The organism is Paraburkholderia sp. BR14320 (assembly GCF_040948665.1).
In the GTDB taxonomy this organism is placed as follows: domain Bacteria; phylum Pseudomonadota; class Gammaproteobacteria; order Burkholderiales; family Burkholderiaceae; genus Paraburkholderia; species Paraburkholderia youngii.
The window spans coordinates 236337-257526 of the sequence record NZ_JBFPKG010000003.1; the positions used below are offsets into that span (position 1 = coordinate 236337).

Annotated in this window: 15 protein-coding genes and 1 pseudogene; 5 read left to right on the forward strand and 11 right to left on the reverse strand. The window is 63.6% G+C overall.

The genetic code is table 11. From position 1 onward, the window contains the following. Positions 1–563: 563 nt before the first annotated feature. Together AB3X89_RS05185 and AB3X89_RS05190 are read left to right on the forward strand one after the other, a co-directional pair. Positions 564–924 (forward strand): annotated as a pseudogene (locus AB3X89_RS05185) (alkene reductase); the annotation flags it as partial. Positions 925–1632: 708 nt separating this feature from the next. Beyond that, positions 1633–2313 (forward strand): response regulator transcription factor, encoded by a 681-nt coding sequence (locus AB3X89_RS05190; RefSeq protein WP_368582174.1) that lies wholly within the window; start codon positions 1633–1635, stop codon positions 2311–2313. 53 nt (positions 2314–2366) lie between these two features. Here AB3X89_RS05190 and AB3X89_RS05195 read toward each other — a convergent pair whose 3' ends face one another. From AB3X89_RS05195 to AB3X89_RS05225, 7 genes are all read right to left on the reverse strand, one after another. Next, a complete protein-coding gene (locus AB3X89_RS05195; protein ID WP_368582175.1) occupies positions 2367–7280 on the reverse strand; it encodes an ATP-binding protein in 4914 nt (1637 codons plus the stop codon). Between the two features lie 431 nt (positions 7281–7711). Continuing rightward, the gene (locus AB3X89_RS05200) at positions 7712–9205 is read right to left on the reverse strand and encodes an alginate export family protein (protein WP_368582176.1); all 1494 of its coding nucleotides are present in this window, start codon (positions 9203–9205) and stop codon (positions 7712–7714) included. 47 nt (positions 9206–9252) lie between these two features. Further along, a complete protein-coding gene (locus tag AB3X89_RS05205; protein WP_368582177.1) occupies positions 9253–9948 on the reverse strand; it encodes a YoaK family protein in 696 nt (231 codons plus the stop codon). After that, on the reverse strand, positions 9945–10859 hold the full coding sequence (locus AB3X89_RS05210; RefSeq protein ID WP_368582178.1) for a glyoxalase: 915 nt from the start codon (positions 10857–10859) through the stop codon (positions 9945–9947). The genes AB3X89_RS05205 and AB3X89_RS05210 overlap by 4 nt, the downstream gene beginning before the upstream one ends. Before the next feature lie 40 nt (positions 10860–10899). After that, entirely contained in the window at positions 10900–11346 is a 447-nt protein-coding gene (locus AB3X89_RS05215) for a DoxX family protein (RefSeq protein ID WP_368582179.1), read from the reverse strand. Between the two features lies 1 nt (position 11347). Further along, positions 11348–13237 (reverse strand): amidohydrolase, encoded by a 1890-nt coding sequence (locus AB3X89_RS05220; protein ID WP_368582180.1) that lies wholly within the window; start codon positions 13235–13237, stop codon positions 11348–11350. Positions 13238–13265: 28 nt separating this feature from the next. Further along, complete coding sequence (locus AB3X89_RS05225) at positions 13266–13433, reverse strand: DUF1427 family protein (RefSeq protein ID WP_368582181.1); 168 nt, start codon at positions 13431–13433, stop codon at positions 13266–13268. 145 nt (positions 13434–13578) lie between these two features. On the opposite strand from AB3X89_RS05225, the gene AB3X89_RS05230 reads away from it, so the two are divergent. After that, positions 13579–14514 (forward strand): LysR family transcriptional regulator, encoded by a 936-nt coding sequence (locus AB3X89_RS05230; protein WP_368582182.1) that lies wholly within the window; start codon positions 13579–13581, stop codon positions 14512–14514. 56 nt (positions 14515–14570) lie between these two features. Here AB3X89_RS05230 and AB3X89_RS05235 read toward each other — a convergent pair whose 3' ends face one another. Further along, the gene (locus tag AB3X89_RS05235; RefSeq protein WP_368582183.1) at positions 14571–15257 is read right to left on the reverse strand and encodes a hydrolase; all 687 of its coding nucleotides are present in this window, start codon (positions 15255–15257) and stop codon (positions 14571–14573) included. 282 nt (positions 15258–15539) lie between these two features. Between AB3X89_RS05235 and AB3X89_RS05240 the strand changes: the two genes are divergently transcribed. Both AB3X89_RS05240 and AB3X89_RS05245 read left to right on the forward strand, forming a co-directional pair. After that, positions 15540–15815 (forward strand): DUF1427 family protein, encoded by a 276-nt coding sequence (locus AB3X89_RS05240; protein WP_368582184.1) that lies wholly within the window; start codon positions 15540–15542, stop codon positions 15813–15815. A 49-nt stretch (positions 15816–15864) separates the two neighbouring features. Next, complete coding sequence (locus AB3X89_RS05245; protein WP_368582185.1) at positions 15865–17445, forward strand: Na+/H+ antiporter; 1581 nt, start codon at positions 15865–15867, stop codon at positions 17443–17445. Positions 17446–17465: 20 nt separating this feature from the next. Here the strand turns inward: AB3X89_RS05245 and AB3X89_RS05250 are convergent, their stop codons facing one another. From AB3X89_RS05250 to AB3X89_RS05260, 3 genes are read right to left on the reverse strand one after another with little or no spacing between them, the layout of a single operon-like run. Further along, positions 17466–19172, reverse strand: coding sequence for an FAD-dependent oxidoreductase (locus tag AB3X89_RS05250; protein WP_368582186.1), 1707 nt, complete (start codon positions 19170–19172; stop codon positions 17466–17468). 26 nt (positions 19173–19198) lie between these two features. After that, positions 19199–19600, reverse strand: a complete 402-nt coding sequence (locus AB3X89_RS05255) for a response regulator transcription factor (protein WP_368582187.1) — start codon at positions 19598–19600, stop codon at positions 19199–19201. Positions 19601–19605: 5 nt separating this feature from the next. Continuing rightward, on the reverse strand, positions 19606–21096 hold the full coding sequence (locus AB3X89_RS05260) for a winged helix-turn-helix domain-containing protein (RefSeq protein ID WP_368582188.1): 1491 nt from the start codon (positions 21094–21096) through the stop codon (positions 19606–19608). Between the last annotated feature and the right edge of the window lie 94 nt (positions 21097–21190).

Consider the following 21190-nt stretch of genomic DNA (forward strand, 5'->3'; position numbering starts at 1 on the left):
TTGCGGATTCCAGGAACCGCGGGCCGTTCATGTATCGGTGCTGCGTTACCATCAGAGCGCCCGCGTACTTGCCGCGCCGAACAACGGACAACGAGTTGCCGCTGGTCACGTAACGCTGGGGGTCACCCGCCGACGGCACCGCGTGAATCGCTGAGGACGTCGTACATGGCGCCGTCATGAAGTAGACCATCGCCCCGTCCGGCGAAAAGAGAGGATAGCCTCCCGAACTCGGTGGCAAGTTGATTCTTTCCCTGCGGCGTTATAAGACGCACCGGGACGCCATGATCGATGCTCATGGTTAAACGTGAGCAGCCATGCCCGGCCCCTCCGATGCAAGGCTTTGTACACGCCCGGATTGTTGCGCGCCGATAAGGGTATCTGCGCACATCAAAGTCTGCGACGAAAATTCCCGCTGAGGCGCATTCCACCGTCGCACGACGCGCTACCAAACAACAACAAAGTCTGATGCAACCGGTTGCCGCCGCGAAACCAATGGATTTTCGATATATGCTGCATCGCGACGAGATAGGGATCCACATCAAGCGTGGGCCTCCCGGCGGATGGAAACGGATCATCTTGCGGCGCCGAGGCTGCCAGGCGGGATTCGCGTGACGTACATTCATATCGTGGAAGCCGACGGGGACTACGCCCCTCACATGCCGCTCAAGTTCAAGCACAAGTTGCGCGCTGCTTATCCAGGCGTGCTGATCTACACCGGCAAATACACAGGCGAACGCGCGCGGCGCCGTCGAGTCGGACTGGCCCGACCTCATCGCCTCCGGCCGACCGTTCGTCGTCAGTCCCGAACTCGTGCAGCGTTTGCGCGTCGGCGCGCCGCTCGCGCAACATCATCGGGAGACGCTGTTCGGCGGCGGCGCGAACGGTCTCACGGATTACCCGGTGCTTGAGAACCTGGCGGCTTGAGCTTCCGCGGGAGCGCGCTCACGCCCGCTCAGCGTGTCATGGCAGAACAGCGGCGGCGAAATGCGATTGCACAGCAATGCGGCCAGACACAGCGCCCTAATTGCACATTCCGTGAGCAACAGCCAGAAGAGCGGTCTGGATATCGAAAAGACAGAAGGGAGCGCTGGCCCGACCGCGAGCACGCTTGCGCAGCAGAGAAACGCGAAGACACCTCGACAGCTTCGCTTTCCCGAGATTGCGAGACTCCCAATGCAGATCCATATCAGTTTCGCAACGACGACCGCACACATTGCGGACGAACTGGGGCTCGCTGCATCCAGTTCGATCCGCGTTTGTGCAAGTGACAATATGCCGACGGCGAGGATGAGCAGTCCGGTTACGTAGTTCCAATTTTCCGCGCGTTTTTTGCGAACCGGGTTTGGAGTAGCTGCCAGATAGCTCCCGAAATCCGATATGCTGGCATCACCCGTGAACCTCGGCGGCGTGTCTTCGATCCTCATGACTATGCTCCGTTCCAGGCGATGCCGCCCGCTTTCGAAATCGCGCGTATTTGAACGACTGGCGCGCTGGCGCGACGCAGTAGTAGCATGTGGCCATTATTCGCGGCGGCGCCTTAAAAGTCGTCAATGGCGGACTTAAGCGATCTGACGAATGCTGAGTAACGGTGGCCCTCAAATACTCGACCGAACCTTTAGGAAGGCAACAGGAATGGAAGGCGTGAACGTCTCGCGCTCGCCGGATGGCTCTATCGCCAATGCGAGCACCTCCATCGTCTATGTGGTGGACGACGACGAACTACTTCGGCGCTCGCTGGGCTCGCTGCTGCGCTCCGTTGGCCTGCAGGTCGAATTGTTTGCGTCGTCGCGCGAGTTCCTCGAGTTTGAGCGCCCTCACGTCCCCAGCTGCCTGGTTCTCGACGTTCGTCTACGAGGCGAGAGCGGCCTCGCGTTCCAGGAGCAAGCCGACCGCTCCGGCATCGCGATCCCGATCCTCTTCATGACTGGCCATGGCGATGTGCAGATGTCGGTCAAGGCGATGAAACGCGGCGCCGTCAATTTCCTCATGAAGCCGTACCACGATCAGGAGATGATCGACGCCGTCACCGAGGCGCTGCAGGTCGACGCGCGGCGTCTCGATGCGCAACGTGAGCTTGCTGCACTCAAGGCAACGTTTGAATTGCTAACCGCCAGGGAACGCGAGGTCATGGGATTCGTCATCGCCGGCATGATGAACAAGCAGATCGCGGCGGCCATGAACATTCATGAAGTCACCGTGAAAGTGCACCGCGCTCAAGTGATGCGAAAAATGGAAGCACGCTCGGTCCCCGACCTCGTTCGCAAGGCCGAAGCGCTGGGTATCAAGCCGCACGACACGCGAATCAGCGGCTGATCGCGCCAATCGCCCCGGAGCCTCATGCATGCCTGTGCCGCGCGTCGTGCCCGCTAGCCGGAAGATGCGAGCGGCAGCTTGAACACGAATGACGAACCGCCCGAAGCACGGCCGTGAGCGTGAAGCGAGCCGCCGTGTGCTTCCATGATCGATCTGCAGATGGCGAGCCCCATCCCCATGCCGCGCTCCTTGGTCGTAAAGAAGGGCTCGAAAATGCGTTCGGCGATGTCCTCGGCGATGCCGGTTCCTGTATCGGCAATGGTCACGATCACCCAGTTGCCGTCCCGCTGTGACGCCACCGTGAGCTCACGCGCATGTTTCGCGCCGTCCATCGCGTCCAGCGCATTCGTAATCAGATTCAGCACTACCTGCTGAACCTGGGTTCGATCGGCGAGCACCTCTACGCTGCCGGCATCGAACTCGGCGTGCAGCACGACACCCTTCGTGTCGATTTCCATCCCGGTCAGCTTCAGCATCTCGCGCAGCACGTCGTCAATCGCGACAGGCGCAAGGGTCGCCGGCTCCTGCTTTGCCAGCGATCGCAGGGAGCGCACGATGTCGGCCGCTCGCAGACCAGCAGCCCGGACGTCCTCGAGGCTTGCGAGCACCGCCTCCTTGAAATCGGGACTACTGCCATTGAGCCAGCGAACGCCAGCACCGACGCTCGAGATAATGCTGGTGAGCGGCTGATTGATTTCGTGCGCAACCGAGGCCGCCATTTCTCCCAGCACCGTCAAATGCGCGGCCCGCGCCAAGTCCGCCCGAGTGCGGCCCAACGCAGCCTCGGTCTCCTGCCGGCGCGCATTCTCTTCCACGAGTTCCGCATACAACCGTGCCGCTTCGAGCGAATTCGCCGCTTGTGGCGCCAGCACTTCGAGCATGGCGATCTTGCCGGGCGTGAATACGCTATGCATCAGGGAATTCTCGAGATACAGCACACCGATCAGGATTCCTTGCTTCATGAGCGGCTGACAGAATACCGAGCGGGCCGGATGAATGCTGAAGCTTTCCGAGTGTGCACCCGCCCCCTCCTGCGGTGCGTCGTCGAACACCAGCGGCTTTTTCGTGTGCACTACGGTGTTCAGTATCGAGAGCGGAATGTGCTGATCGGTCGGTGTCGCGGAGCCGATATCGACGAGAACTTCGCTTTCCACTACCCGGCCCGTCGCTTCGATTTGCAGTTTGCCGTGGCGCATGAGCAGCAGCAGGCCGTATCGGGCTCCCGCATGCACGATCATGTTCTTCATCAGATTCTGAATCAGCCGTTCGAGAATGATCTCTTCTGAAAGCGACTGGGCCGTGCGCATCGCGACCATGAAATCGAGGTCGTCCTTGCCGTGAGCGGGAAGCAAACGCGGCGTGGTGACGTCGTCGATGGCGAGAAATGCGTAGTCCTTCTCGAGTTGGGCGGCTTTTGCCAGGGCCCCCCAGCGTCTGTAGCACGCGTACGCAATCCGCAGATGATGCCGTGCCACGCCAAACAGTTCGAGGCCTGCGGCATGGCGTCCCGCAAGCTCGTGCGCAAGCGCCTGTTCGTGAACGAAACCCGCCGCCGCGGCGGCGCTGGCCGACGCTTCGTAGCGCCTCATGGCCTCTACGTGATTGCCCGCGATGCGTTCACGCTCCGCTTCGAGCAGCGCGAGCTTGTTCTGAAACGTGCCGGGGTTCAACGCGGCCCAGACGGAGAACTGATCGAGATGGTCCTTGAGTGCAGCTTGTAACGACGCGTCGCCGGTTTGCCGCGAGTTCCCATAGACGAGCGTGAGCGCGCCATAGAGCCTGAAGTCCGAGAGCAGGATATGCGCCGGGGACGACCACGCAAACGCCGCCGCGTCACGCAAAGCGTCCCCGGCCGCCTGCAGGTCTCCAAGCAGAAACCCGGATTGGCCCCGCAACACGAGCGTCCAGAAGGTCAGCACCGGCATGCGCGGCGGCTTATCGGCCGCGGTAGCCGGACCGGCGCCGTCTGGCGCCAGCCATGAGCCGATTCGCGGGCCATTGCCGTGCCACAGCGAGATGACGAATTCCGCCTGCGTCGCCAGCAGATCGACGATGTCCCGATAGGCCGTGCCGCGCGCCGCCGCCAGCAGCGGCGCCAGCTCTTCGTGAATCTTCGGTAGCGCTTCGCCGATGGCGATCAGGTCCGCCACGATGTGGTTGCAGCTGTAGCACATCCAGCGCAACTCGGCACTCAGGTTGCCCGCCGCCTTGGCTTCGCGGGCCCGCGCCAGCACCCACGACAGCGGCTGGGTCCAGACCGCCACCTGATCGAGCGCGATCAATGCCGGGGCCCGGTAGCGTTCGAAGCCATGGTGATTCACCAGGGCGAGCGCGACCTTCGCGTATTCGAGACCCTCGTCATAGTCTCCCCAGGTCTGCGCGACGTAGACGCCATACCACGCCAAGCCCTGCACGGAAGCGCCCGTCACGCCGTGGCGCAACGTCAGTTGCACCACGGTCGCGCAATACAGCAGCGCGAGGCCGCTCGGCTCGAACATCGCGGCTTCCAGCGCCGTCAGCAAGGCCATCACGGCCTCGATGCGTGGGTCTTCCATTCTGGGCAGACGCACGAGATCGCCAATCTGCCGCTCACCGAGTTCTGCCCTGAGCGCATCTCGCGCTGCGTTCAGATCATCGTCCGATGGACGCACCGGCAGATGCACGCCCAGGCGCGCGAGGCCTGCAAGCGCGACGTTCACTGCGCCCGCGTAGTCCGAGCGCACCGTGAGCAAAGCCGCCTTGAGGCGATGCGCCTGCGCATGATCCACGTTCGAGCGCGTCTGCGCCATCAGCACGTCGATCTCCTGCGCAGCGGCGTCGAGACGCCCAAGCGCGAGCAGGCTCTCGCAGCGCAGCACCGCGATCCTCAGCGCCAGTTCGTAACGGTTGGTCCAGCGCGTCTCGCCAAGCAGCTCGGCGGCGCGCGAGAGATACGCCAGCGCGCGATCGCGCGCCGCCGCCACAATCGCCCGCATGGCGGCCTCGACGAGCACGCCCGCAAATGCGTCGGCCTGCGCGCCGCTCAGCGATGCGTCGCGGGCAAGCTCGATCTGCGTGGCGATGTCGAGTGCGATCTGATCGACGCGATCGCTATGCAGACCGATCATCGCCATCCCGATGGCCGCATGTCGCCCGGGCCGCGCGCGAAGATCCAGCAAGGCATACGAAGCTTCGTGCACGCGGTCGTGCACGAAGGACCAGCCGTCATCGCGCGCTTCGACGAGTCCCGCGCGGCGAGCCACATCGAGCCGCCGGCGAAGCTCCGCCAGGGGTAGACCGCACACGCGCCCTAGCAGTGCTTCATCGCTCTGGATGCCCATGCAGGCAAGCCACTCCAGAACCTTCCGTACCTCAGGCGACAGACGTTCAAGCCTGGCCGTCACCAGTTCGATGATGCTGTCCGTTTGCCGCAGCGCCTCGATGCTTCCTTCGTCCCAGATCCATTCGCGTTTCGTGCCGTCGAACCTGACGAGCCGCTCGTCAAAGAGCGCCCGCATGATCTGGCGGACATGGAATGGATTTCCCCCCGTCTTCGCCCGGACGATGCGTGCGAGACGCTCGACGCGCGCAGGCGGCTCGTCGATGAGCACGCCGATGAGTTGCGCCACGTCCTTTGCCGACATTGGCCCGAGTGTGATGGCGAGCGAGCTTCGAGCTTTGACACGCTCGACGAAATCGCCGAACGGGCTGTTCCGGGCAGGGTCTTCGCTACGCCACGCAAGGACGAGAAGCATATTCGCGGGCCGTTCGGCGGCGACGGTCTCGACGAACGCAAGCGTTGCTTCGTCGGCCCATTGCAGGTCATCGAGCAACAGCACCAACGGAGCCCCTACCGACGCGAACGCGCCAAATGCATGCACGAGCGCAAGCTGAATGCGCCGAGCCGGCGTGTCCGCGCCTGGCTCGGTGTCGGCGCTGCCCGGCCCCGCCACGAGTTCCACCTCGGGGACGAGCCGCACTAGCACATCCAGGTAATCGCCCGCGCAAGCGTTCAATCGTGCGCTCCACTCCGCGAGCGCGGCGCCACCCTTGCCGATCACGTTCATGCACAACGACTTCAAAGCCTGCACGACCGGGCCATACGGAGGTGGAGACTGATACTGGCTCGCCTTGCCCGAAGACCAGAACGACGACGGCAGCAGACGCTTCCTGAGATCCGCAGTGAGCATGGTTTTGCCTACGCCAGGCGCCCCTTCGATCAGCACGATCCGCGCCTCTGCTGATTGCAACACCGCGCCATAGGCATGGGCAAGCTGCGAGGCCTCGGTTTGTCTGCCGACGAGCGACGTCTCGCTCTCGATGTGCATGAGCCGCTCGCCACGGGCGATCTCGAAGCGGGCGATCGCGCGAGACGCGTCCCACTCCGCCTGCATGTGAATCAGATCCTGGCACAGCGATTCTGCCGTCTGATACCGGTCGCCAGCTTCCTTGGCAAGCAGCCTTGCAATCAGCTCGTCGAACATGGCCGGAGCGTCGGCGCGAAACTGCCACGAAGGCGCCGGCTGCATGGCGACGTGCGCGTGAAGCCACTCCTCCGCGGAACTCGCGTTGAAAGGGAACGTTCCTGTGAGCAGGCGGAAGATCGCGACTCCGAGCGAGTAGAGGTCGCTGCGCTCGTCAGCGAATCTTTTCTCGGCACGCGTACACTCGGGCGCGGCATACGGCGCTGCAACGGTACCGAGATGCTCGTCGAGCGGCAGGTTCTCGTGGGGCGAGCGCGTGGTCAGAAACGAACGGATCCGAACGCGGCCATCCACGGTCCGCACGAAATTAACGAGTTGCACGTCACCATGCACGAGCGCGCGGGCGTGCAGTTGCGCAAGAGCCTGAGCCATGCCGCGAGCGATTTGCAGTACCTCTGAAATCGACAGGCTACCGTTCGCGAATTGGTCGAGCGTGATACCGAAGGGCTCGGGGTAGAGCAGCACCGGCCCGTCGCCGGCGCGGATCAGCGCGCTCGGCGTCACGGCCCACTCCGGTGCGAGCCGGCTTCGCAGATCGTACTCGTGTTCGAACTGACGACACCGCTCGCCGAACGCCCAGGTGGTTTGGCGTGCTCGCCACTGCGTCCCGGTGCGAGCCTCGAGAAGACTGAACTCCGCTATGTTCCCAGACGATCCGAGGAAGCACGGTTTTGTCTGCGCATATTGGACTTCGTCCCAAACGATGCCGTCATCAGAAGGATACTGTTCGCTTTCCGCCATCATCGCCCACCTATCGCCTGCTCAATTTCTCCCGGCCGCCGGCGAGCTGAACGCGCGGGACGGGTGCAGGCGATCCAGCATGCATGCCAGTCTCAACGTTTGCAAATGCGATTGGCTTAATTGTGGTTAAACGTTCTGAAGCGCGTGATGGAGGATTCACTTCATACGCGCTCCACCAGGAGCGGATGCGAGCCCTACCACCCGTATTTGAGTTCCACACCGGCGTAGTCGGCGTTATGTCCACCCGCTTGGCGTATCGTGTTGCCGACCTGGAAGTGCACTGCTTCGATCGAACCGATCAGGTTGGCCGCTATCGTCCAGTCAGCGCGCAACTGCACGTACATGCCCGTCCACAGGCTGCCTTTGCCCGCAGTGCCAGGCACGATCTGGCTAGCCTGCTGATACACGGCGTCGCCGGTCGTCTCGCGCCACTGGAAGCCCAGCGCGCCGAGTAGTGCGAGATTCGCGGTCGGTTTGAGCGTGATGGACGGCTTGACGTGAATCAGGTTCGTGTATCCGGTGTAGCCGGCGAGCGTGAAGTAATACCCGTTCGGAAACAGCGGATTGAACGTTTCGACCCGGCCATCGTGCGGATGCCGGTCGCCCGAAGCCGCGTCGACCTGCAGTCCGATGCGGGGCGACCATGGCATGTCGAGCTTGTAGCCCGCAATCGAACCGATCGCCCACGCGCCGATCGTGCTGTTGCCGACCGTTCCCGTTTGCAGCATGCCTTCGATATCCCAGTCGAAGCGGCCGTGCGTGCCGGTATAGCGCAGGTCCCAAACGTCACGATGCTCGGGGCCGCTCGCGTCGAGGTATCGCGCGTTGGTACGGTTATAGCGCGACCAGTAGCCGGACAGATCGCCCGGACCCACCGACTGGCGTTCGAAGCGCACGCCGCTGAACGTGAGATCGCGATTCGATATGTCGTCGAAGACCGTCGCGTTGCGATTCTGCACGGGCTGTGTCGCGTAAGCAATGAAGCGCCACTTCTGGTATTCGTAGTCGGCCCACACTGCATCGAAAGCCTGGCGCACGTTCGGACCATCGCGTACTGAAACGAAACGCTGCAAGTCGAACGCCATTTCCTGCCGGCCAACACGGAACTTGAACGTGCCGCCGCCGAGTGCGCCCGTGTAGGTCACGAACGCCTGCTCGAGATCCAGCGGATTCTTGTCCACGGGCGTCACCACGTTCTTGCCAAATGCGCGCGCGTCCACGAGTTGCACGAAGAATTGCCAGTGATCGGCAAGATGCGCGTCGGCATGAACCTGGATGCGCTGGATCAGATACGTGTCCGACTGAGTGCCGATGCCGAACAGCGGCGCGTTATTGCTTTCGAGGCGCTCGCGCAGGTTCACGCCGAGCGACAGATACGACGACGGATTGCCACCGAGCGGAATGTATTTGAGGCTGTCGAGCGGCTCGCGCTGAACACAGGGATTCGCGAGCACCGACCAGTCTTCCTGCCAGCGATTGAACAGGACGATGGGACGTTTGGCGTTGCACGCAGCCGCCGTGGCGCCGCTGGCCGCATTGGCAGAATCAGCCGCGAGGCTCACATCTGCAACGGGCGCGGCAACCGAATCCGCGAACGCAGAGTTGCCGCCCGTCAGCAATAGCCCAGCGAGAGCAGTCAAGCTTGCGGTCTTGTCGAATCGACGCGCGCGCTTCGTAGTCGATGCCATGAGTTTCCTTGCCATTACCGGCTTGTGGTTGTAATCGTGCGCGCCACTCAGGTGCGCCCCGGTAACGCGGCGCGCTCGTGCTCGCCAGTGGTCAAGGCGAGCACAGCTAGTGCGCACGCCGGCGCGAGCAGCGCCCAGAAGCCCGTGTACCGGTAGCCCAAAGCTCCGGCTATCGCCCCGACCGCGAATGCGACGATGGCTGGCATCATCGTCGCGAATCGTGCGTGCGCGGCTTCGCGGACGCTCTCGGCGGTGTCCGCCGAAAGCATGTCAACCATGTCGAGGATGGCTTGCGTGACGTTGCCCGTCATCACCGTATTCGGCACGCCGGGGCGCTTGATGAGCTTCGGGTGCGCATTCTGCACGCCCATCGCAAACGCGCCGACGATACCCGCCACCGTGACCGCGAGGCTTTCTGGCTGGGTGATGGGCGTCGCCCAGACGCCGGCGAGGCAATAGCCGAACATGAACACGGCCTGCACCGCATGAAGCAGACGCGCGCCCTGGCGCTCATACCGTTCGGAGAGCGATCGCACCAGCAGGCTGCTCACGACCACCCCGCCCACGAATGCGGGAAACACGATGAGCTTGAGCAGCACGCCCCGGCCGAAGCCCGCGACGCCGGCGCCGATCAGCACGAAGTTGCCCGTGACGTGCGCGGTGAACAACCCGAACAGCGCGACGAAGCTCAACGTATCGACGAAGCCGGCGACCGCGGCAAGGATCGTGTCCTCGGATTTCATTTCGACACGCTGGCGTGGATCTCGGCGACGTAGCCGCCAGGGAACTGGACCAGCGCGGCTTCGCGTCCGTCCGATGAGAACGGCGGCACGAGCACGGTCACACCAGCGGCCTTCGCCTTCTGCAGCGTCTCGTCGAGCTTCGAGACTTCATAGCCCGTGGTTTCCCGGCCGAACGGATAAGGCAGATGGCCATCCGTCACGAGCACGGTCATCTTGCCGAAGCCCGACTCGATGCGAATGCGGCGATAGGTGTCGTTCGGCCGGCCGATTTCGACGCCGGGCGCCTTGAGGTCATCGGACACCACCTTGCCGTGCGAGAACTTGACGAAATCGTGCACGAGCTTGTGCACGCTTTGCGGGGACACGTAGACGCGGTTCTCGGGAACGCTCTGCAGCGCATCGTAGTGCGGTGCCTGCGTATGCCAATACAGTTGCATGTTCAGGCCGCCCGGCCACTGGATGACCACGTCGCGACCGATCGGGTCGGGGAACGTGTCGACGATCACGTCCGCGCCGTGGGCGCGCGCAGCGTTCACGGCCGCGTCCATGTCGGTCACGAGGTAGCCCGTTCGCTCCTCGCCGAAGGGGTATGGCGTGGGCGTCTTGAAGCCGAATACGGAGATCGTGCCCACCGGCGTAAACACGAGTTGCGACATCGTCTGGCTGGGCGTGGGCGTTACCTGGAAAACGCCCTGCTTCGACTTGCTGCCACCGAACGTCGCAACGAAGCTGTCGGTGAAGCGGTCATAGTCCTCCGGCGCGACATATACGTGCGTCGTGTCGTACTGCGGTGCGACGGCTACGGCCGGGGTCTCCGCCGCCATGACCGGCGGCTTGGCGAACGACACCGGCGCGGCGGCGAGACCGCCGGCAATCATCAAGGCGAGCAACGCCGAGCGAATGGTTTTCATCACGATATTCCCTTGTTGTTTCGTCATACTGTTGAAGCCATCAGGCGCGATCGCTGCCCGCGGCATTTCCTGAATCGCCGGAGATGGTCGCGAGCACGAGTGCCGCGACGAGACCGAGGTGCTCGAAAAAACTGTTGAGCGCCATGAAGCGCGCGTTGCCGGTCTGGTTCCAGAAGTCGTTGGCAACCAGCATCGCGACCACGGTCAGCACGGCGAGTCCGCCGGCGCCGATCCATGTGTAGCGTCGCAACACCACGCACAGCGAACCGACGATCTCCACCACGACCGCGAGGCTTGCCCAAAGGGCGGGCGGATGCAGGCCGAAATGCGCCTGCTCGGCAATCGCCGCGTCGAAGTTCAACGCCTTGTCGATGCCGCCGATCAGGAACGCCGACACGAGCGCGAGGCGCACGAGCGGCCCTACCCACGGCTGCGAAAGCAGCGCGCGAACCCACGCGGGATTGCTTCGGGCAGTCATGGTCGCCATCTCAGAACGCCCAGCAGGAGCAGCCGAACGCGCCCCAGAAGCCCTTCGCGTCAGAGGTCGGCAACGCGCTGCTCCATGCGCGTGCGTGTGCATGGCCGTGCATGTTGCAGGCACTCGCGCAGCCGCACAGCGCCGCCGCGGCGGCTCCTTGCAGCGGTGCGCCGCTGCGCTGCGTAGCGCCCCAGCCGCCGTAGCCGCCATACTCGCGCACCGGCGACCAGTCGGGCATCGCCGGGGGAATCGGCAGGTCATACTGCGAGAACGGGCCCGCACCCCAGACGATCCTGCCTCCGACCACCGTCAGCAATGCGGTCGTATCGGCAATATCGTCCTCGGCGCACTTGAAGAAGTCGCGGTCCGGCACCATCAGGTCGGCGAGTTGTCCGACCGCGATGCGGCCTTTCTTGCCCTGTTCGTTCGAGAACCACGTGACGTACTCCGTCCACATGCGCAGAGCCGTTTCACGATCGAGCAGATTGCGTTGCGGATACATGCGCAAGCCCCCAACGGTCTTGCCGCTCACGAGCCACGCAAGCGACACCCACGGGTTGTACGACGCCACTCGCGTCGCGTCGGTGCCGGCGGATACCTTCAGGCCCTTCTCCAGCATCCTCGCGACCGGCGGGGTCGCTTCGGCTGCGCGCGCGCCATATTGCTCGACGAAGTATTCGCCCTGGTAGGCCATGCGGTGCTGGACCGCGATGCCGCCACCCAGCGCCGCGATGCGGTCCATTGAACGTTCGGAGACAGTTTCAGCATGATCGAAGAACCAGTTGATGCCCTCGAGCGGAATGTCCTTGTTGACCTTCTCGAACACGTCGAGCGCGCGGCTGATGGTTTCGTCGTAGGTGGCATGCAGCCGCCACGGCCAGCGATTCTGCGCAAGCACGCGCACCACGCCTTCGAGTTCGTCCTCCATCTCGGGCGCCAGCTCTGGGCGCGCCACGCGGAAGTCCTCGAAGTCCGCCGCCGAAAACACGAGCATCTCGCCCGCGCCGTTGTGGCGGAAATAGTCCGTTCCGTCGTGATACTTGACCGAGCTGGTCCAGTTCACGAAGTCCTCTTTCTCGGCCTTCGGCTTTTGCGTGAAGAGGTTGTACGCGATGCGAATGGTCATCTCGCCCGCGTCGTGCAGCTTGCGAATGACTTCGTAATCGTCGGGGTAGTTCTGTGATCCGCCGCCAGCGTCAATTGCACCGGTCACGCCAAGTCGGTTCAGATCGCGCATGAAATGGCGCGTCGAGTTGTATTGATACTCGGCCGGCAGCTTGGGGCCTTTCGCGAGCGTGGCATAGAGGATCGCGGCATTCGGATTGGCGAGCAGAAGCCCGGTCGGATTGCCCGCGCCGTCGCGCAGGATCTTGCCTCCCGGCGGCTCCGGCGTGTCCTTCGTATAGCCGACCACACGCAGCGCGGCTGCATTGAGCAGTGCGCGGTCGTACAGATGCAGGATGAACACCGGGGTATCCGGCGCCGCCGCGTTGAGCTCCTCGAGCGTTGGCAGGCGCTTTTCCACGAACTGGTGCTCGGTGAAGCCGCCGACCACGCGCACCCATTGCGGCGCGGGCGTGATCGCAACCTGCTGCTTGAGCATCTCCATGGCGACGGCGAGCGAGCGCACGCCGTCCCAGCGCAGCTCCATGTTGTAGTTGAGGCCACCGCGGATCAGATGCAGGTGGTTGTCGATCAGGCCGGGTAGCGCGGGCCGGCCAGCGAGATCGATGACTCTCGTCGCGCTGCCCGCGAGCGGCACGACCTCGGTATCGCTGCCGACCGCGACGAAGCGGCCGTCGGCAATCGCCACCGCGGTGGCGACCGGATTCGAACGGTCCAGTGTAGTGAACTGTCCGTTATGAAGAATGAGATCGGGTTGGGTACTGGTGGCACTCATGTGCGTTTCCTCGCTTGACTCAATACGTTTAAAAGCCGAACAACGACTTGAGGGATGGAACGGCTTGGGCGCCGATCAACATGCCCAACAGTCCGATGAGGGCGATCATCGGCGGCGCCGGCGAGCGGACCTTGATCACGCTGTAGATCACGCCAATCAGCACGCCCGCACCCAGTGACACCAGATACGATTCCATACGCTCACTCTCACTGTCAGATCGGAATGCAAGCCATCACATTCCGGTTAAAGCCGCCGGGTCAGGCTCGCTATTTCCCGGTAGTATTTGGCGGTCCTTATCTCAAGAAGAGATATGTCATACCTTCTTCGATTCGACTGCCGACATGAAAAACCTACCCGACCTCGAAGCCTGGGCCATCTTCGCGCGTGTTGCCGAGACCGGCTCGTTCGCGAAAGCCGCCGAACTGCTTGGCATCTCGAAACCGACAGTCTCCAAAGCGATCGCCCGGCTCGAGCAACGCCTCGGCGCAATGCTGCTGTACCGCACGACGCGCAAACTGTCGCTCACGGCGACAGGCGAGTCGCTGCGTGACCGGGCGATCCAGCTGCTTACGGACGCCGCCATATTCGAGAGCGAAACGTCCGCTCTCGCGCTCGAGCCGCACGGGCTCGTACGCATGGCCGCCCCTGCGTCGTTCGGCTTGCGCTATCTGGCACCCTTGCTCCCTGGCTTTCTCGAGCGCTACCCGAGCGTCGACGTCGATCTCGTGCTCAGCGACGAGCTGGTCGACATCGTGTCCGCCGGTATCGATATCGCGATCCGGATTGCCGATCTGGGTGATTCCTCGTTGCGGACAAGGCGACTCTGCGCGGTGCGCAGGCCGGTCGTCGCAGCGCCTGCCTATCTCGAGCAGCACGGGCGCCCGACGCACCCGCGCGACTTCGAGCGCCATCAGAGCCTCGTCTACACGAACCTGCAAATGCCGGAATACTGGCGCTTTCGCAACACGGTATCGGGCGACGAGTACACGGTGCCGCTGCACGCGCGCATTCGCACCAACAATGCCGAAGCGATCGTGCCGGCGTTGATCGCGGGGCGTGGCCTCGCGGTCCAGCCCGAGTATCTGGTGTGGGACGCGCTGCAGCGTGGCGAGCTCGAGCATGTTATGTGCGACTGGAAAGTCGCCGACGTCGACGTCAACCTGATGACGCCGCCTGGCATGCTTCGAACCACACGCGTTACCGTGTTGATCAACTTTCTCGTTGAACATCTGGCACACGCTCCCTGGGCCATGTCCGAGCCTTTGACGCGGGAGTGAGCGACGCCTTCGAACGGAACGCGACGCGACAGCTCCCGCAATCGTGACGAACGCGTTTATTTCGCAGGCACCGCTGCGAGCAACTCATGCTGCACGCTCGTGCGCTGCGGGGACTTGTGGACCATCGTGTACGCATAGTCGACGCCCATGCCGTATGCACCCGAGTGTTCCTTGGCGATCGCCATGACCGCGTCGTAGGTTTCGCGGTGCGCCCAGTCGCGCTGCCATTCGAGCATCACCTGTTGCCACGTGACGGGCACGACACCGGCCTGCACCATGCGTTGCATCGAATAGTCGTGCGCGTCCTTGGACGTGCCGCCCGATGCATCAGCCACCATGTAGATCTCGTAGTCGCCTTCGAGCATTGCACAGAGCGCGAAAGTCGTATTGCAGACCTCCGTCCACAGGCCCGCCACGACCACTTTCTTGCGGCCGTTTGCGGCGAGCGCATCGCGGACCTTCTGGTCGTCCCACGAATTCATCGAAGTGCGCTCGAGCAGCTTGTGATCAGGAAATACGTCAAGCAGCTCGGGATACGTGAAACCCGAGAAGCTTTGCGTTTCGACCGTCGTGATCGTGGTCGGAATCTTGAAGACCTTGGCCGCCTTGGCGAGCGCGACCACGTTGTTCTTCAGCACCTGACGGTCGATCGACTGCACGCCGAAAGCCATTTGCGGTTGCTGATCGATGATGATCAGCTGACTGTTCTGCGGGGTCAGCACTTCAAGTTTCGGATTACTCATGATTTAAATGTCCTTTGAACCGGTGGGAGAAAAATCCACCTCGCCGCAATGATCGGGAGGATTCCAATGTGCGCTGAGCTGGTAGGGTGTCGTCCAGCTGCATGCATTTGACATGAAAAGGCGGGAAACCAACAACTAAAAAATCGAATTAATCTAATTCAAAAAATTTACCCTTAATAAACCTTAATCGGCCTTCTCTTAGGCTCTGGAAGCCGATACGCTTTCAACGACTTTTCCACGCAGAGCCTGCGCAACCCGATGCTAGTCAACGAGATCCGCAACATGAAACCCTACTTCCTTTCGCTGTGCGCCGGCTTGCTCGCCGGTATCGTTTACGCTGCGATCGGCGTGCAGTCGCCGGCCCCGCCCACGATCGCGCTGCTCGGCCTGCTCGGCATGCTGGCAGGCGAGCAGATACTTCCGCTCGCACGACAGGTGCTATCGGGCCTGCATCTGGGCGCGGCATGGCGCGAAGCCAAATGCAGCCAGCACATGTTCGGGCGGCTGCCAGGCGCTCACGCATCCGACGCGGCCCCAAGAGACCAGCGATCATCGTGATGGGCTGCCACTCACACTCGTGCACGCTGCGTGATCCGCCGGTACACGAATGAACAACGTCGAGCTCTTTCAATACCTGCTGCTCCTGATCTGCGGCGCGGGCGCGCTGACCTGGCTCGCCGCTCGTGCCGCCATCCCGCCTGCGGTCGTGCTACTGACGGGCGGCTGCGTGATTGCAGTCGCCGGCAAGCGCGTGCCCGACATGGACCCCGACCTGCTGCTCGCGGCCGTGATGCCGCCACTGCTGATGTCGAGCTCGTTCTACACGGCGTGGAAGGAATTCCGGCAGTCAATCGGCACGATCGTCTCGCTCGTGCTCGGGGCTGTAACGTTCACGACGGTCGCGGTCGCCGCCACCGTGCACGCTTTCAATCCTGGCCTGCCATGGGCCGCGTGCTTCACGCTGGGTGCGATCGTCTCGCCTCCCGACGCCGTTGCCGCGAAGGCGATCCTGCAGCGCAACCCGCTGCCCGCACGACTCGTAGCGGTGCTCGAAGGAGAAAGCCTCGTCAATGACGCCTCGGGCCTGCTGCTCTACCAGATAGCGGTCTCGGCGGCGCTGGCGGCCACGGTCACCGTTGCGGGTGGAACGGGCCTGTTCTTCATGCTGACGCTAATCGGCATCGCTGTCGGTCTGGTCTGTGGCCAGGCGATGTGCTGGGTGCTGCCGCGTCTGCACGATCCCATGCTCGGCATCGTCGTGACCTTCATGGCGGCATGGGCGAGCTATGGCGTCGCCGAGGCCGTGCACGGATCAGGCGTGCTTTCCGTCGTGACCTGTGGCCTCGTGCTCGGCATCCGCCAGCATCGGGTCTTTGACGCCGACATGCGCATCAAGGCCAAGGCGACCTGGCAGGCGATCGTGTTCGTGCTGGACGCGCTCGTCTTCATCCTGATTGGGCTCGCACTGCACGGCATACTCGCGCGCGTGAATCACGAAGGCGCTGTATTGATGGCGGGCCTGCGCGTCGCGTTGCCGGCGACCGCGGCGGCGATCGTCGCTCGCCTCCTGTGGGTATTCGCGGCGCTTTGGCTGCCGGGCCGCATCCGTGCGGGGACAGCGGGCGGCCAGCCGTGGTCGTTCGCCGAGGCGGTCGTGCTCGGCTGGGCCGGCATGCGCGGCGTCGTCAGCCTCGCGGCCGCGCTTGCGCTGCCGGGTAATTTTCCGGGCCGAGACCTGATCGTCTTCAGTACTTTCCTGCTCATCATCGCGACGCTCGTCGTGCAAGGCGCGAGCCTGGCACCGCTCATCCGCTTGCTGAAATTGCGCCCGAGCGCACGTCATACCATGTCCGAGCATGAGGCGCGAGCGCATACGTTCGGCGCGGCGCTCGCCGCGCTCGAAGAGACCGGCAAGCGCACCTCCGGCTTGGACCGCGCGACGCTCGATCGCCTGCTCGCCGAGTACCGGGTCCGCGTCGCGGCGAACGAAGACGCGCACGCCTCGGGCGCGGAGCGGGTCGCGCACCGCGCAGGCTTTCTGCGCGCCGAACTCGATCTGGTAGGCGTGTCGCGCGAGGCGTTGCTCGATCTCCATCGTGACGGCAAGGTGGACGACGCCGTGCTGCATCGCATCGAGTCCGAACTCGATCTCGAGGAGCTGCGCCTCTTGCGCCTGCTCGAACCGTAGCGAGGCGCTCCCCGTACCGTTCAGGAAACCTCGCTCTCCTCTGCATCTCGACTGAGCCACGCATGAATCTGGCTCACGACCGCCGCGCCGTCTCCTACCGCCGCGGCCACCCGTTTCGGCGCGCCAGAGCGCACGTCGCCGATCGCGAAAAGGCCCGGCACGTTCGTCTCCAGTGGGAGACACGCCGACCCGTTGTTGGCCTCGGTGCGCCCGGTCAGGACGAATCCACGCTCGTCCAGTCGAACGCCGAGCGACGCCAGCCAGTCGGTTTTCGGGTCGGCGCCGATGAACAGAAACAGATACCGCGTCTCGATGATCTCGGCTCCTGATTGCCGATGGCGAACCCGAATGCGCGCGAGACGCCCATCGTTCGCTTCCAGTGATTCAAGCGTGCATCCCGTGCAAATGGAGACATTCGAGAGCGCGCCGATTCGATCGATCAGGTAGCGCGACATGGTCGCTTCGAGACTATGGCCGCGTATCAGGACGCGTATGCTCTTGGCGAAGTTGGCGAGGAATACGACCGCCTGGCCCGCCGAGTTTCCGCCACCGATCAGCACGACGTCATGGCCTCTCACGAGACGCGCCTCGATCGGCGATGCCCAGTAGTAGAGCCCGGCACCCTCGAAGCGGTCGAATCCGGGCATAGCAGGCTTTCGATAGGCGGCGCCGCTCGCAATGACGACCGTGCGCGCCCGAACGCACTGGCGATCGGACAGCCCGAGCATGAAGCGGCCTCGCGAGCGCTCGATACGCGTGACCGCGCTCGGAATGGCCACGTGCACGCCGAATTTCAGCGCCTGCTGGAACGCGCGCGCCGCGAGCGCCTGCCCCGATATTCCAGTGGGAAAGCCGAGATAGTTCTCGATACGCGCGCTCGCTCCGGCCTGGCCGCCGGGGGCGCGCTGGTCGAAGACCACGACGCAAAGGCCTTCCGTAGCCGCATAGACCGCAGCCGCGAGACCAGCCGGCCCGGCCCCGATGATTGCGATGTCATAGCATTGCGAAGCACAGAAGGTCGGCACGAGTCCGAGCCGTGTGGCGAGTTCCACTTCGTCCGGTGCTCTCAGGACCGATCCGTCCGGACAAAAGACGAGCGGGAAGTCGTCCGGAGTCGAGGTGAGGCCGGCAAGCAGCCCCACGGCGTCCGCATCGTTGCGTGCATCGAGCACCGCGGCCGGATAGGCGTTGCGCCGCAGAAAGCCTTGCAGACGAAGCAGCCGCGTGTCGTCGCCATGACCGACGATGACGGGACCCAGCCCCTGCTCGATGAGCCCGAGACGCCTCAGGATCAACGCGCGCATGATGTGCTCGCCGAGCTGGGCATCCGCGATGATCAGCGCCCGTAGCTGATCGGGCCTCAGCACGAGCGTATCGCAGTCGGTCAACGCGACCGCGTCCACGAGCGAAGGCTTGCCGGTGAGCTGGGCCATTTCAGCCATGAAATGCCCTTCGTCGTGCTCCGTTACGAGCGTGGCATGTCCTTGCGGGTCGCGCGAAGAGATCCGCACGCGTCCGCGCAACAGGATGAACAGCCCATCGGCGACGTGTCCCATCTGGAAAATCGAATCACCGGCGTTGAACGACCTGGGGCGGGCAAAGCGGCTCGCACTAAGAATCTCGGTACCGGAAAGACGCGGAAACATCTGGTGCGCCCGATGTTCCAGAGACGAAAACGGAAGTTCAGGTTCGAGCGGGTTGATGCTCGTGTCGTCTGCGACAATCATGTGCGCCTCGCCTGTTCCACCCATGCTCATGCCTCGCCGGCGTCGCGGCGGCTGCCAGCCTTGGGCACGCGGCGCGGGGTGAAACGATCGATCAGCTCGAGTATCTCTTCGGACGAAAAGGGTTTGTGCAAGAACGCACGCGCGCCCTGTTCCAGCGCCCGCCCAACGGACGCGTCGTCGCCGAGCGACGAGATGAATATCACCGGAGCATCGACGCCCCGTTCGAGCAGTTGCCGCTGAATTTCGAGCCCATTCGCGCCCTTCAGCTTCAGGTCCAGCAGAATGCACTCAGAGTGGCGGGCATGAGGGGAAGCGAGGAACGCCTCTCCGGAAGCAAACGGCGCGGCGGTATGACCGGCCGACTTCAGCAGACTCGTCAGACTCTTGCGTATCAATGCGTCGTCATCGATGATGCAGACAATAGCCATTTAATCTAGACCATATAGGTGTCGCGATACGGCGACCGCGCGGCGACCGTCAGCGCCATCGGTGAAGCTCGACGGGTGGCGGCCAGCGACGTTTCGGCTCCCGCATTCGAAAGGTAACGATCGCAAACATGTGCGCGCTCACCACCCTGCTCGAGTTTTTCGAGCGCATAGAGGCGCACCCACTCCAGCAATGAATAGCATTTCGACTCGCCCGTCGCGTGTACTACGAGCAACGACCTGGACGCGAGGCTGACCACGCAGTCAAGCACGGCGTCGCGGCCTAGTTGCTCGCAGCAAGCGAGCGCGCAGGCAGCTTCGAGCCTGAACGTACCCGGGAACACGGCGAGGCGCCGCAATACGGTACGCTCGACCTCGCTGAGAAGCTCGTAGCTCCACTCTATGGTCGCCCGCAGCGTCCGTTGCCTCGGATGCGCGGTGCGCAAACCGCCCGAGAGCGACAGCAGCGATCGGTCCAGATCCGCGACGAGCCCCTTGACGCCGAGCGACGCAGCACGTGCGGCCGCAAGCTCCAGCCCCAGGGGCAAGCCGTTGAGCCTTTGGCATACGCTCGCAATGGCCCTTAGCGTTTTCGAGTCCTCGACGAACTCCGCCCCAACCGCACGCGCGCGCGCGATGAACATCCTGACGGCGCCGCACGTCGCAAGATCGCTGTCGCTCGCCCCCGCATCGGGGACGGCGAGCGGGCCGACCCGATAAATGCGTTCGCAGGCGACCCGCAAGGGCTCCCGGCTCGTTACGAGCATCGACGCCCCCGAGTTCGACGCGGCGATCGCCTCGCAAATGCCCGCAAGATCATCCGCGCATCGCTCGGCGTTGTCGAACACGAGCACGAACTTGCGAGCGGCGATTTCGCGCAATACGTCACCCATGCCGCCCTCGCAGGCTTGCGCTGAACCACGCAGCGCACCCAGTACCGCGGCCACGAGCGCTTCACGTCCGGCGAGGTTGGCAAGCTCGATGTGACACGCCCTGGTGCCGCGCGAACACGCGAGAGCTGCAGCGGCTTCCAGAGCGAGGTGCGACTTGCCGACCCCGCCCGTGCCCACCACCGTCACGAGCAATTCCCGCTCGATCAGGCTCCGAAGCTCCGCGGTTTCGCTTTCGCGGCCAATCAACGGCAATTTGCGCGGCACGGAAGCGGGCACGGGCACGGGCACGGCATCCCATGCCGATGCGCGCGTGCCGTCGGCGGGCGGCGCGAACCGGTATCCCCTGCCCGCCTCGGTCCGGATCCAGCCGTACTTGCCGCCGAACAGCTTGCGCAGCGTCGAAACGTGGACCTGAATGTTATTCTCGACGACGATCGTGTTCGGCCACACGGTACGCATGATCTCGTCCTTTGTGACCAACCCTCCCTCGGCACCGATGAGAAGTTCCAGGATCTCGAACGCCCGCACGCCGATATGCACAGGCTGGCCATCGGCGAACACTTGACGGCATTCGAGAGAGACCGTCACTCGACCAAAATTGAGCATTTCGCACTCTCTCCACACGTCCGCCGGTGCCTTGCGGCACGGCCAACCTGCCAGATTCAACTGCCGCGTTCATGATTCGGCGGCAGTGCGGCAG